Raw genomic sequence first — 12,359 nt, 5'->3', positions numbered from 1 at the left:
TTTGTTGTTGAGCTGCTTGCCTGTTTATAGTAGCATTTTATCCTAAAATCCGATTAACTAATTTCTGTTTCGCTACTTCATCATCACCGCATAACCACTGGATAACGTTGTCTTCCCAAATGGCATCGCGTTCGGTTTCTGAAATTATTTTTTGTTCCATGGCTAAATCCAAAATCTTCCCGGGATAGGATGATTGTTTTTCACTTTCCATTTCGCCTAAAGGATATGGATCATCAAGTCCCATCAATACTTGTTTGGAGCCTTGATTTTTTATTAATAATTGCAAGCCACCAGTGTCATGAACCAAAGTGTCAAAAAAGATATTTTTATGTCCAACGGCTTTTCTCGGGTGACTTTTGCCTTCAAATAAATCAGGTCTGCCATCAAATCCTTGAATTCGGCGGCCTAAATTAATTTGTGCTAATTGGCCTCCATGTGCAAAACAGGTTCGCATATTTGGAAACTTATCTTGGTACCCATTTAAGGTTAAAAAATGATAGGCATCCGCACATTGCGCCAACATCCAAATTAAGTGAAAACGCCAAGAGGTGTTTTCTAACTTAATGAACTTTTCACCATCATAAGGATGAATTTCTACGGCTAAATTATATTTATTGGCCAATTCAAAAATGGGCTCATTTTCTTCATCAAAAATACAACGCCACGTACCAATGGTATCCATATAGTGCGTTGGTAAGCAAAGCAATTGCATGCCTAATTCTTCCACACAACGTTCAATTTCCCAACAGGCACCTTCTACAAAACCAGGGTGAACAACAAAACCACAAGTAAATTTACTTGGGTTTTCGCGTTGTGCTTTTGCATTAAAATCATTTTGAAAACGCAAAGCTTTTCGCATTTCTTCCACACGTAAACCATTTCCGTACAACTGCGATAAATTTAAAACTACGGCGTGGTCAATATTAAAACGCTCCATCCATGCTAACTTTTCATCTAAAAAGAAACTAGAATCCGTAATGGGTCTGTTCCAATCTTTCTGAAGCATAAATTTCCGGTCTTTATCTACCCAGAAAATACCCTTGTCTTGCATAAACTGGGGAATTTCCTCTGGATAGGGAAGTAGGTGTGAGTGGCCGTTAATTCGAAGTTTTCGTTTCATAATTTAGTCTTCTATCTGTACTTTTTTAGGTGGCTCCATGGTTTCGCCACAATTAGGACATGTTCGTTTGGCTTGATCGCCATAATATTTATCAAAAATTACAGGCATATCCGTTTCAATATTTTCAACTGTAAAATCCTCTTCGTATAATTTAGTGGTGCAGTTTTCGCAGAACCAAAGTAAGGCATCTTGAACACCTTTTTCTCGTGGATATTCAATTACTAATCCAACGGTGTTGGCACCTCGTTGTGGAGAATGCGGCACTTTTGGTGGTAGTAAGAAAATGTCTCCTTCATTTATATGAATATCTTTTGGTTCGCCATTTTCTATAACCTTTAAAACCATGTCACCTTCTATTTGATAAAAGAATTCAGGTGTTTCGTTATAATGGTAGTCCTTTCGGTTATTTGGACCGCCAACAACCATCACAATAAAATCGCCATCCTTCCAAACAACTTTATTGCCAACTGGTGGTTTTAAAAGATGTCTGTTTTCTTCAATCCATGCTTTAAAATTAATAGGTGGAAATATGGTGCTCATTTTGTATTTTTTTAAGAAATGAATGATATAAAGTTACAAACTTTGGTATCAATTTGTATCATATTCACTCGTGTTTATTTTTTTCTTCTTGCCAAACCGAAGGTCAATTATTCTATAAGAGTCGTTGATAAATTCTACGGTAAAGTAAATTTGATAGCGTGGTTTTAATTTCGACTTGCTGTTTTTATAAAAGTTGCGTTCATACCAAACAATGTTACGATCATCTACTACTGTGGTATGTGTATTGGAATCAATTCGATCTCTTGTATACTCAAGGGATAAAAATGTTGTTTCTGAATCCAAATACGTTTGATCAATAACATTTTTATTGGCTAATAAAGGTATAACGTAATCAATTTGATTATACTGAATCCAATTAGCAATTTCTTTAACTATTGGCAGTTTATCAATTTCTGCATTGGAATAGTTTTTCAGCGTATATTGGGCATGACCTATTCCTGAAAAAAGCATGAAAACAATTGTGATATATAAGGTCTTAATCATTTTTTAAAGACTTTTAGTTCGTCCGCCATCAACAGGAAGATTAATACCATTAATATAACTAGCGCGCTCGCTAGCCAAGAAGGTAATAGCATCAGCTAACTCTTCAGGTTTCGCAAAACGTTTAGCTGGAACGGCTTGTTTCATAGCGTTGGCAGCTTCTTCTTCGCTATTTCCGGATTTAGCCGATTTGTTTTTAATAATCTCTGTCAATCTTTCAGTTCCAGTCGCACCAGGAAGCACGTTATTCACCGTAATTCCAAATTGTCCTAACTCATTGGCAAGGGTTTTACTCCAATTGGCAACAGCGCCACGAATGGTGTTGCTGACACCTAGACCATCAAGTGGTTGCTTAACGGATGTAGAAATAACATTTACAATTCTACCATAACCAACTTCCTTCATAAAGGGAACAACCGTTTGCGCTAACACATGATTACATTTTAAATGTTGTGTGAATGCCTTTTGAAATTCGTCCAAATCTGCCATAAAAACTGGGCCTCCCGCTGGTCCACCTGTGTTATTTACCAAAATATGAAATCCGTGATTATTTGAAATATATTCGGAAACTTTCGACTTCAATTCGTCTGGGTTTGAAAAATCCGCTACAATATAATCGTGGTTTCTTTGTTGTGATAAGTCTGCTAAAGTCGCTTTTAGCTTGTCTTCGTTTCTAGCAATTAAGGTAACTTGAACACCTTCATTGGCAAGTGCCATGGCTGTTGCTTTTCCTATTCCTGCTGTGCTACCGCAGACGAGTGCGTATTTATTATTTAGTTCTAGATTCATATAAGCCTATCTTAACCTTCCCAATGGGAAGGCGTTTTATTTAAGTTAATATTATTCTGTTTTACTCGCCATCTGGTATCTTCCCTTTGGGAAGACGGAAGATGGGATTTTTAGTATTTAATACACACATTTTTCGCTTCCGTAAAAAAGCGCAAGGCTTCAAAGCCACCTTCACGACCAACACCAGATGCTTTTACACCTCCAAAAGGAGTTCGTAAATCACGCATCATCCACGTATTTACCCAAACAATACCAGCTTGCAATTCATTGCTCATGCGCATGGTGCGTTTCAAGTTATTTGTCCACAGTGTCGCTGATAAACCGTATTTAACTTTGTTTGCCATTTGTAAAACGGCATCTTCCGTTTCGAAAGGCATGATTGTAACAACTGGACCGAAAATTTCTTCTTGATTTACGCGACATTCGTCGGTTGGTACTTCAATAACAGTAGGCTCTAAATAGTAGCCATTTTCAAAACCGGCAACAGTGACTTGATTGCCACCACAAAGAATTTTACCCTTTTCGTCTTTGGCAATTTGGATGTATTCCATCACTTTTTCAAGATGCGATTTGGAAACCAAAGCACCAATATTTGTTGAGGCTTCTGATGGATGTCCAACTTTTAAAGCTTGTATTCTAGCAACGAAATCAGATTTAAATTTTTCGTAAATAGACGCTTCTACAAAAATTCTGCTACCACATAAACAAATCTGACCTTGATTGGCAAATGAGGACCGAACAGTTGTGTCCAGCATATCATCATAATCACAATCTGCGAATATAATATTGGGGTTTTTCCCGCCTAATTCCAAAGATAATTTTTTAAACATAGGAGCCGCTACTTTGGCAATATGCGCGCCTGTTGCGGTGCCTCCAGTAAATGAAATGGCCTTAATATCTGGATGTTCAATAATAGCTTGACCTGTTGAACCACCCAAACCATGAACAATGTTCAACACGCCTTTAGGTAAACCTGCTTCGTTGCAAATTTCTCCTAATAAATAAGCTGTCATGGGTGTGACTTCACTTGGTTTGGCAACCACACAATTTCCAGCAGCTAAAGCTGGTGCAATTTTCCATGTAAATAAATACAAAGGTAAATTCCATGGCGAAATACAACCCACAACACCAATTGGTTGACGTAAGGTGTAATTTATAGCATCTTGACCAACGCTTTCATGGCTTTCACTTGCGAATTGCGTAATGGCATTTCCAAAGAAACGAAAGTTACTGGCTGCTCGAGGAATATCCACGGCTTTGGCTAAAGAAATAGGTTTGCCATTGTCTTTACTTTCAGCTTCTGCAAATTGTTGTAAATGGGCTTCTAGTAATTCTGAAATTCTAATGAGAATGCGACTACGTTCGTCTAGTGTAGTTTGAGACCAACTAGGGAAAGCTGATTTTGCAGCTATATAAGCGTTTTCTATATCTTCTTTTGATGAATTTGGAATTTGTCCGTAAATCTCACCATTAGAAGGATTGTAATTGTCAATCCACTCATTAGAAATGGGAGGTATGAATTTTCCGTTTATGTAGTTTTGAATGTTCATTTGATTTCAAGATGATAGACAAAAGTTAAAAGAATAGAGATCTATTCGGTCTTTATTCTTTTGTCTTAATTCTTTATTCCTCTTTTCTGTAAGCCGTTACCTTAATTTCCACTACTAAATCTGGATGTGGTAATTGGTGTACGGCAACGGTTGTTCTTGTTGGTCCCGTTTCTTTATCGAAAAATTCAGCATAGGCTTTATTGTAGCCCGCAAAATCGTTCATGTTTACTAAAAACGTAGAAACATCCACTACATCTTTTATAGATGCTCCAATAGTTTGTAAGTTTCTATCAATATTTTTTAAAACCTCACGTGTTTGAACTTCGGAATTTAGGTGTTTCGTTCCCATTTCGTCAATAATATCAACGCCTGCAATGGTATTGTCAGCTCTTCGGGAACTGGTGCCTGAAACGAATATAAAATCGCCAACACGTTTTACGTGTGGATAGGCTCCTCTTGGTGTTACTTTAGTCATAATAAAAAGCCCTTCCTAACCTTCCCAAGGGGAAGGAACTCTTATTCGGGCGAAAACAAGAATACTTTATTAATACTAATTTTAAACTTACAATTCCCTTCCTTTGGAAGGGTTAGGGTAGGCTTTTAGTTATTTCAATCCAGCAATTCTATCATCTTCAAGAATGGCTTCGGTTTCGGCTTTTACGTTTTCTAAAATAGTTTTTAGTTTTTCGTTTGATAAATTTTCTACTTCTGTAATTGCACCATCAGCCAACATGTTCAAAATGGCTTTATCTTGCGCACGACCTCGTGTCATGGCATCGTGATAACTAACATTTTCATTAAATGTCACCAATGAATATTTGGATGAATAGTGATCGGGAAATGTTTTTTCAAAAGCCATTTCTAATGTACGCTTTTCTCTGAAATTAGCATGATTGACATGGCCTTTCATTTCGTGGAAATTATCGATAGCTAAATCGGCAATAGCATCGGTATCTTTTTTACGAGAGGTTTCATATTGACTAAAAATAGTTTCCCAATCAGCATGACCTGCATCTAAAATTTTATCAAATTCTACCACATCTTCAAAAGACGCATTCATACCTTGTCCGTAAAACGGTACAATAGCATGAGCGGCATCACCCATGAGCAATGTGTTTCCCTTATAATGCCAAGGCGAACATTTTACAGTTCCTAAAGGTGCGGTGGGGTTCTCAAAGAAATCTTCAACCAAATTGGGCATCAACTCTAATGCATCTTTAAAGTATTTTGTAAAGAATTCTAAAACACGCTCTTTGGTGATTAAATTATTGAAATTGTATTCACCTTCATCAAAACTTAAAAATAAAGTAACCGTAAAACTGCCATCTAAATTTGGTAATGCAATAAGCATAAATGCTTCGCGACCCCATATATGTAAGGCATTTTTATAGGTTTTATAGCTGCCATTTTCGCCAGGGAGAATACTTAATTCTTTGTAGCCATGGGTTAAATAGTCTTGTGAAAAGCTAAACAAAAATTTATGTCCTAAATAGTAACTTTGGCGCATGGCTGAACCAGCACCATCGGTTGCAATAATAATATCGGCATCCTCTATAAATTCCTTTTCGGTATTGAATTCTGTAAAACGAGCTGTGGTATTTTCAAAATCAACAGATTCACATTTTCTATTGAAATAGATATCCACGTTATCATGTTTTTCAGCTTCATCTAATAAAAGCGCATTTAGTTGTCCTCGAGATATGGAGTTGATGTATTCATGATCACGACCACTGTATGGCGCCAAGGTAGTATTGCCTTCCGTGTCATGTAACATACGACCATTCATGGGAATACAAAGCGGTTCTACTTTATCTTGAATACCTACTAAATTCATAGCTTTAATTCCACGATCTGACAATGCCAAATTTATGGAGCGACCTGCGCTGATATCTACTTTTCGCAAATCGGGACGCATTTCCATAAGGGTTACTTTATAACCGCGCTGTCCCATACGCAAAGCTAAAAGGCTACCGCAAAGTCCAGCACCGATAATGAGTATGTTTTGTTGTTTGTTTTTCATATTAATGTATCACAACTGTGATGTTTATTGTTATTTAGAGTGTTTTGAAGGATCTTTAATAAGATTTTTCACGACGTTCTGAATGACATTTTATTTTAATATACTTTTTAATTTCTCCACCATCTCATAAACATCTTGATAGGAGTTGTATAATGGAATAGGCGCACAACGAATAACGTCTGGTTCCCGCCAATCGCTAATAACGCCAGCTTGAGTAAGTTTGTCATATAAATTCCTGTCGGCAGTTTTTACTTGAATGGATAATTGACAACCGCGTTCATCTGGGTTTTCAGGGGTTATAATCCGAATAACATCTTCACCCAATTGTTTCAATAGGAATTCGAAGTAAGCTGTTAAGTTTCTCGATTTTTCATTGAGTTTTTTTATGCCAACTTCTTCAAATATATCCAAAGACGCTTTAATAGCTGCCATAGATAGAATTGGTGGATTACTTAATTGCCAACCTTCGGCACCTGGAATAACATCAAATTCATCGCGCATTTTAAAACGTGTTTCTTTGTTATGACTCCACCAACCTGTAAAGCGATTTAATGTTTTATCATGTGCATGACGCTCATGAACAAAGCAACCACCTAAACTTCCTGGTCCAGAATTTAAATATTTATAAGTACACCAAACGGCAAAATCGGCTCCAGAATCATGTAAATTAAGTTCTACATTTCCAGCACCATGCGCACAGTCAAAACCTACCATACAACCGTGTTTGTGCCCGAGTTTTGTAATGCGTTTTAAATCGAAAAATTGTCCTGTGTAATAATTGACACCGCCAATCATAACGAGTGCCACTTCATCACCATGTTCATTAAGAATAGCTTCTAAATCTTCATAACGGAGTAATTCTTCCCCTTCACGTGCTTTCCACAGTAATAAACCTTCTTTATCATCATACCCATGATGACGCAATTGGGATTCTACTGCATATTTATCAGATGGAAAGGCATCCGCTTCAATAACAATTTTGTAACGTTTAGCTGTTGGCTTGTAAAACGACACCATCATGAAATGTAAATTGGCCGTTAAGGTATTCATAACAACCACTTCTATTGGTTTGGCTCCCACCACATTTGCCATGCTTTCTGTTAGAAATTCATGATATGGTAACCAGGGGTTTTTAGCATCTGTATGACCTTCAACGCCTAAATTAGCCCAATCTTCTAATTCTTGATTAATATAGCTTTTAGTTGATTTTGGTTGTAGTCCTAGCGAATTACCGCAAAGATAAATTAGCGCATTACCGTGTTTATCTTTTGGAATATGAAATTGCTCGCGATAGCTTGCTAATGGGTCTTTTTGGTCTAGTTCTTTTGCGAATTCTAAACCCGTTTTATAGTTGGACAAGGTGTTGTGTTTTTCGGTTTCCCACAAAAATAAGAATTATAAATTTAGGAATGAAGCGAAAAGGAAAAAGGGCTTCAACCAATGATTGAAGCCCTTTTTGAATATATATAGACGCTTAAAGCGGGATATTTACTATATATACGTTGAGATTGGTAGTTTTGGATGTTTTAATTTTAATCTATTGAAACATCATCAAAAAATAATTCCCAATTATCATCTGTTTTTTTATGACTTAAAGATACTAAAACACCTTTAAAGTCTTTATTGTTTTCCCAAGTGGACATCATGGAGGGCTCTTTTGCATTCCCTTTTCTATAAACCCATTCTTCGATTAAGTAGTTATTGTTATAATAAAAATCATAAGCATCGCCTGGTGTGTAGCCACCATCATTAGAATAGGTTGTGGTAATTTTATTTAACATTTTTTTACTGATTGGCGCCATTTCTTCTATAGGTTCAGAGATTGTTGTTCCTGAATCCCACACGAGATTAAAAGGTGCCAGTAACCAAAATTTATCATTTATAAAAGCTTTATCCGCATTTACGAATGTGCTATCCATTTGATTTCTGTTGTAACGTATTGTGTCATTTGCCGTTATTAATGTAATATCGTTGGTTTTTGGCGACCATTTCCAAGAACGTTTAAAAAGTGTGCTGTCTTTTTGTACATTAAAAGCGAAAGTAATGGTATTAACGGAATCCCAGTTTTCAACCCCATAAGCCTGTGCTATTTTTTCTGAAGTTGTAAGTGTTTTTTCATCAATTGCTTCAGTACTTTCCGTATTCTTATCTGGTTTGCAAGATTGAATAAAAAGTAGGACACTGAATATAAGTATATACTGTTTCATAGTTTAATTTTTAAGAAGTTACAAAGTTATAGTAAATTAGGCAGATAAATTTAGAGAATATGGATTTAGAAAAAAACTATTTTGACACTAATAAAGCGACTTGGAATGCCAAAGTAAACGTGCATGCAGAAAGTGATATGTATAATATGAAGGCTTTTAAAGAAGGCAAGACGTCATTAATGCCATATGAATTGAAGGCTTTGGGCAATGTTTCAGGAAAGTCCTTGTTGCATTTGCAATGTCATTTTGGACAGGACACATTAAGTTGGAGTAGAATGGGAGCAACATGTGTAGGTGTCGATTTAAGTGATGAAGGCATCAAATTAGCCAAAAGCCTAAATGAAGAATTAAAACTTGATGCTAAATTTGTTTGCTGCAATGTTTTGGACACTTCAGAACACATAAAAGAAAAATTTGATATTGTTTTTACCAGTTATGGTGTTATTGGTTGGCTACCTGATTTAAAACCTTGGGGAGTTATGATTGCGGAGCGCTTAAAAAATGGTGGCACCTTTTTTATGGCGGAATTTCATCCAATAGTTTGGATGTTCGATTATTTAGAAGGTAAGCCTATTATGGAATATGGTTATATGCAAGATGACGTAATCTTTGAAGAATACGAAGGAACCTATGCCAATCAAGATTCTAAAATAATTAGTAAAGAATACGGTTGGAATCACGGTTTAAGTGAAGTTGTAAATGCATTAACGGAAGCTGGTTTACATATAGAATACTTAAACGAGTATCATGAAAGTCCTTATAATGTTTTACCAGATTTGGTTGAAACAGAAAATGGGATGTTCAAAACAGCCGATAATTTATATCCATTAATTTTTACTATAAAGGCAACGAAGCCATAAAAATCAGTGTTTTATACGTATTTAATTTATCAACTTGAAACATTTCAACTGCGCTCAATCTGACCGTTTTATGGATTTAGATTGTCCTCTTTTTTTAATGATTGGCCTTTAAAGCGCCTGGCATTTTTCGTTTAAAACGATTTAATCTTGGAACGGATACATTCTGGATGTAAGGATTGTCAGGATTTAAACGTTCATAGTCTTGATGGTAATCTTCAGCTATCCAAAATTTCTGAAATGGATAAACTTCAGCAGCTACTTTTTCTCCTAACTGCTTCTCCAACGCTTGGATTTTGTTGGAAATAATTGTTTTTTGTTCCGCATTTTGATAAAAAATAATAGAACGGTATTGAGATCCTTTATCGCCTCCTTGTCCATTAATTTGCGTTGGGTTTTGAGATGAAAAATACACATCTACTAACGTTTCAAAACTAACTACTTTTGGGTCGTATAGTATTTCTACAGCTTCCGCATGACCTGTTCTACCTGTGTTGCTAGATTCGTATGTTGGATTTTTAGTATGTCCTCCTGCGTACCCTGAAATGGATTCATCAACACCTTTTACACTTTCGTAAATAGCTTCAACACACCAAAAACAACCGCTAGCAAAATAGGCTTTGGCTTTACCATTTTGCATAGCCACTTCTATAGGCTCTGCATTAATAACATCTTGTTGTTTTGGGCTGACTTGTGCGTGGTTATTACAACTAAATAACATGGCAGTAAATAGCATTACGAGTAACTTATTCATAGCTTTCTTTTTTTATTTAGACGTAATGCATTTAATTACCTTATAAATAAAATGCTAAAATTATACTAAAAAAAAAGCCTTCAACGAATTGAAGGCTTTTAATATATGTTTTGAAATAGCTTATAATTTAGAGAAAAGCTTTTCCATTTTTGCACGTTCTTCGTCTGCTAACGCAGCATCAACTAGAATACGTCCACTATGTTCATCTGTAATGATTTTCTTGCGAGCTGCAATTTCCATTTGAACTTGTGGTGGAATAGTAAAGAAAGAACCTCCTGCTGCACCTCTTTCAATTGGTACAACCGCTAGGCCATTTTTTACATTCGTTCTAATTCTGGTATAAGCAGCTACTAAACGTTCTTCGATAGATTTTTTGAAATCATCCGATTTTTTAATTAGCGCTTGTTCTTCTTTTTCAGTTTCAGCTAAAATATCATCTAATTCACTTTTTTTGTGTTTTAGGTGCAATTGGCGTTCTTTTAAGCGTTCTTTAGTCTGTGCAATCACATCCTTTTTCTGCTCAATCTGAACTTTATGCTCATTGATATTTTTTTCAGCTAATTGAATTTCTAATTCTTGAAATTCAATTTCTTTTGAAATCGAGTTGTATTCTCTATTGTTACGAACATTTTTTTGTTGTTCGTTGTATTTTTTGATAAGCGCTTTAGCCTCTTCAATCAGGTTCTTTTTAGAACTGATATCTGTTTTTATAACATCTAAGCTGTCTTCAAGCTTTTCAAATCTGGTATTCATTCCAGCAACTTCATCTTCTAAATCGCGTACTTCTAAAGGAAGTTCTCCACGAACATTTCTAATTTCATCGATACGAGAATCTACAAGTTGTAAATCATACAAGGCTCTTAAACGCTCTTCTACCGTTGCTTCTTTCTTTTTTGCCATACTCTAATAATACTTAACAGGATTTGTACTGGTCTTTGATAAAATAAGCCTACCTACCGGTAAGGCAGGTGCAAAATTAGTAATTTTTTTGTTAAGAAATGCTACTAAAAGGTTTTTTGTGAACTGCTCACTTTCATAATGACCAATATCAGCTAGAATTATGTTGTTTTCGGCTTGAAAGAAATCGTGGTATTTTAAGTCGGCCGTGATAAATATGTCAGCGCCAGCACGTTTAGCAGCAGAAATAGCAAAACTTCCGGAGCCTCCTAAAACAGCAATTTTCTGAATGGGTTTATTTAAAAAAGCCGAATGCCTAATCGTATTTGTTTCCATTTCTACTTTCAAATAGTTAAAAAAATCAGATTCCGTCATCGGTTTATCTAAAGAGCCAATCATTCCCATTCCAATATGCTGATTGGTATTGTCAATATTTACTATTTCATAAGCTACTTCTTCATAAGAATGTGTAGAAAAAAGTGCTTCTAGTATTTGAGATTCTAAATGCTTCGGAAACGTGACCGATATTTTAGTTTCCGGTTCGGAATGAATTTCCATTTTTTTGCCTTTTGTAGGATTTGATGTTTCACCACCTCTAAAAGTGCCAATGCCTTCCATATTAAAACTACAATGATCATAATTGCCAATGCTTCCAGCGCCAGCGGTAAATAACGCCTCCCGAATGGTAGCCGCTTCAGCATGTGGTGCATAGGTTGTTAGTTTTTTGATGGTTCCTGATTGTGGAATTAGGATTTTGCGATTTGTAAGGTTGAGTTTTTCACAAATCATATCATTCACACCATGAAAGGCATTATCTAAAGCCGTGTGAATAGCAAAAATAGCTATGTTATTTTGGATGGCTTTTATTACCACGCGTTCTACATAACTTTGTCCTGTAATTTTTTTTAAGCCTTTAAAAACAATCGGGTGAAAACTGATGATGAGGTTGCAATTGGTTGCTATGGCTTCATCAATAACGGCTTCTGTTGTATCTAAAGTCACCAAAATTCCAGTTACGTTTTCTTGGGTATTCCCAACTAATAAACCCACATTATCAAAATCTTCTGCATAGGAAGTTGGTGCAAAATTTTCTAAACAATTTATAACGTCTTGAACAATCATTT

General features: G+C 35.8%; 13 protein-coding genes. 1 reads left to right on the top strand and 12 read right to left on the bottom strand.

What is annotated here, in order from left to right:
- Positions 1 to 37 precede the first annotated feature (37 nt).
- The 9 genes from ES675_RS10380 to ES675_RS10340 form a co-directional block, all read right to left on the bottom strand.
- On the bottom strand, positions 38 to 1,120 hold the full coding sequence (locus ES675_RS10380) for an amidohydrolase family protein (protein WP_197503488.1): 1,083 nt from the start codon (positions 1,118 to 1,120) through the stop codon (positions 38 to 40).
- A 3-nt stretch (positions 1,121 to 1,123) separates the two neighbouring features.
- On the bottom strand, positions 1,124 to 1,660 hold the full coding sequence (locus ES675_RS10375) for a 3-hydroxyanthranilate 3,4-dioxygenase (RefSeq protein ID WP_066251652.1): 537 nt from the start codon (positions 1,658 to 1,660) through the stop codon (positions 1,124 to 1,126).
- Positions 1,661 to 1,708: 48 nt separating this feature from the next.
- Positions 1,709 to 2,164, bottom strand: a complete 456-nt coding sequence (locus ES675_RS10370; RefSeq protein WP_066251655.1) for a hypothetical protein — start codon at positions 2,162 to 2,164, stop codon at positions 1,709 to 1,711.
- Positions 2,165 to 2,167: 3 nt separating this feature from the next.
- Positions 2,168 to 2,950 (bottom strand): SDR family oxidoreductase, encoded by a 783-nt coding sequence (locus ES675_RS10365; RefSeq protein ID WP_066251659.1) that lies wholly within the window; start codon positions 2,948 to 2,950, stop codon positions 2,168 to 2,170.
- Positions 2,951 to 3,060: 110 nt separating this feature from the next.
- Complete coding sequence (locus ES675_RS10360; RefSeq protein ID WP_066251661.1) at positions 3,061 to 4,500, bottom strand: aldehyde dehydrogenase; 1,440 nt, start codon at positions 4,498 to 4,500, stop codon at positions 3,061 to 3,063.
- A gap of 73 nt (positions 4,501 to 4,573) precedes the next feature.
- Positions 4,574 to 4,975, bottom strand: coding sequence for a RidA family protein (locus ES675_RS10355; protein ID WP_066251665.1), 402 nt, complete (start codon positions 4,973 to 4,975; stop codon positions 4,574 to 4,576).
- 129 nt (positions 4,976 to 5,104) lie between these two features.
- Positions 5,105 to 6,520 carry an FAD-dependent oxidoreductase gene (locus tag ES675_RS10350; protein WP_066251670.1) on the bottom strand — a complete coding sequence of 472 codons (1,416 nt, stop codon included), beginning with the start codon at positions 6,518 to 6,520 and terminating at the stop codon, positions 5,105 to 5,107.
- A gap of 90 nt (positions 6,521 to 6,610) precedes the next feature.
- Entirely contained in the window at positions 6,611 to 7,879 is a 1,269-nt protein-coding gene (kynU, locus tag ES675_RS10345; RefSeq protein ID WP_066251951.1) for a kynureninase, read from the bottom strand.
- 173 nt (positions 7,880 to 8,052) lie between these two features.
- Positions 8,053 to 8,727: a hypothetical protein gene (locus ES675_RS10340; RefSeq protein WP_066251673.1), complete on the bottom strand. Its 675-nt coding sequence runs from the start codon at positions 8,725 to 8,727 to the stop codon at positions 8,053 to 8,055.
- 59 nt (positions 8,728 to 8,786) lie between these two features.
- Here ES675_RS10340 and ES675_RS10335 point away from each other — a divergent pair, with 59 nt between their 5' ends.
- A complete protein-coding gene (locus ES675_RS10335; RefSeq protein WP_066251677.1) occupies positions 8,787 to 9,587 on the top strand; it encodes a class I SAM-dependent methyltransferase in 801 nt (266 codons plus the stop codon).
- A gap of 94 nt (positions 9,588 to 9,681) precedes the next feature.
- Here ES675_RS10335 and msrA read toward each other — a convergent pair whose 3' ends face one another.
- The 3 genes from msrA to ES675_RS10320 form a co-directional block, all read right to left on the bottom strand.
- The gene (gene msrA / locus ES675_RS10330; protein WP_066251681.1) at positions 9,682 to 10,338 is read right to left on the bottom strand and encodes a peptide-methionine (S)-S-oxide reductase MsrA; all 657 of its coding nucleotides are present in this window, start codon (positions 10,336 to 10,338) and stop codon (positions 9,682 to 9,684) included.
- Positions 10,339 to 10,458: 120 nt separating this feature from the next.
- Positions 10,459 to 11,238 carry a zinc ribbon domain-containing protein gene (locus ES675_RS10325; RefSeq protein ID WP_066251683.1) on the bottom strand — a complete coding sequence of 260 codons (780 nt, stop codon included), beginning with the start codon at positions 11,236 to 11,238 and terminating at the stop codon, positions 10,459 to 10,461.
- 3 nt (positions 11,239 to 11,241) lie between these two features.
- The gene (locus ES675_RS10320; protein WP_066251686.1) at positions 11,242 to 12,357 is read right to left on the bottom strand and encodes a Nif3-like dinuclear metal center hexameric protein; all 1,116 of its coding nucleotides are present in this window, start codon (positions 12,355 to 12,357) and stop codon (positions 11,242 to 11,244) included.
- Positions 12,358 to 12,359: the final 2 nt, after the last annotated feature.

The organism is Algorimicrobium algoritergicola, assembly GCF_008086165.1.
Classification (GTDB): Bacteria; Bacteroidota; Bacteroidia; order Flavobacteriales; family Flavobacteriaceae; genus Algorimicrobium; species Algorimicrobium algoritergicola.
This window is presented reverse-complemented; position numbering and strand designations above follow the sequence as displayed.

Excerpts from the sequence above, each read along its gene's own strand:
- ES675_RS10380 (WP_197503488.1), bottom strand. The coding sequence starts at position 1,120 with ATGAAACGAAAACTTCGAATTAACGGCCACTCACACCTACTTCCCTAT.
- ES675_RS10375 (WP_066251652.1), bottom strand. The coding sequence starts at position 1,660 with ATGAGCACCATATTTCCACCTATTAATTTTAAAGCATGGATTGAAGAA.
- ES675_RS10370 (WP_066251655.1), bottom strand. The coding sequence starts at position 2,164 with ATGATTAAGACCTTATATATCACAATTGTTTTCATGCTTTTTTCAGGA.
- ES675_RS10365 (WP_066251659.1), bottom strand. The coding sequence starts at position 2,950 with ATGAATCTAGAACTAAATAATAAATACGCACTCGTCTGCGGTAGCACA.
- ES675_RS10360 (WP_066251661.1), bottom strand. The coding sequence starts at position 4,500 with ATGAACATTCAAAACTACATAAACGGAAAATTCATACCTCCCATTTCT.
- ES675_RS10355 (WP_066251665.1), bottom strand. The coding sequence starts at position 4,975 with ATGACTAAAGTAACACCAAGAGGAGCCTATCCACACGTAAAACGTGTT.
- ES675_RS10350 (WP_066251670.1), bottom strand. The coding sequence starts at position 6,520 with ATGAAAAACAAACAACAAAACATACTCATTATCGGTGCTGGACTTTGC.
- ES675_RS10340 (WP_066251673.1), bottom strand. The coding sequence starts at position 8,727 with ATGAAACAGTATATACTTATATTCAGTGTCCTACTTTTTATTCAATCT.
- ES675_RS10335 (WP_066251677.1), top strand. The coding sequence starts at position 8,787 with ATGGATTTAGAAAAAAACTATTTTGACACTAATAAAGCGACTTGGAAT.
- msrA (WP_066251681.1), bottom strand. The coding sequence starts at position 10,338 with ATGAATAAGTTACTCGTAATGCTATTTACTGCCATGTTATTTAGTTGT.
- ES675_RS10325 (WP_066251683.1), bottom strand. The coding sequence starts at position 11,238 with ATGGCAAAAAAGAAAGAAGCAACGGTAGAAGAGCGTTTAAGAGCCTTG.
- ES675_RS10320 (WP_066251686.1), bottom strand. The coding sequence starts at position 12,357 with ATGATTGTTCAAGACGTTATAAATTGTTTAGAAAATTTTGCACCAACT.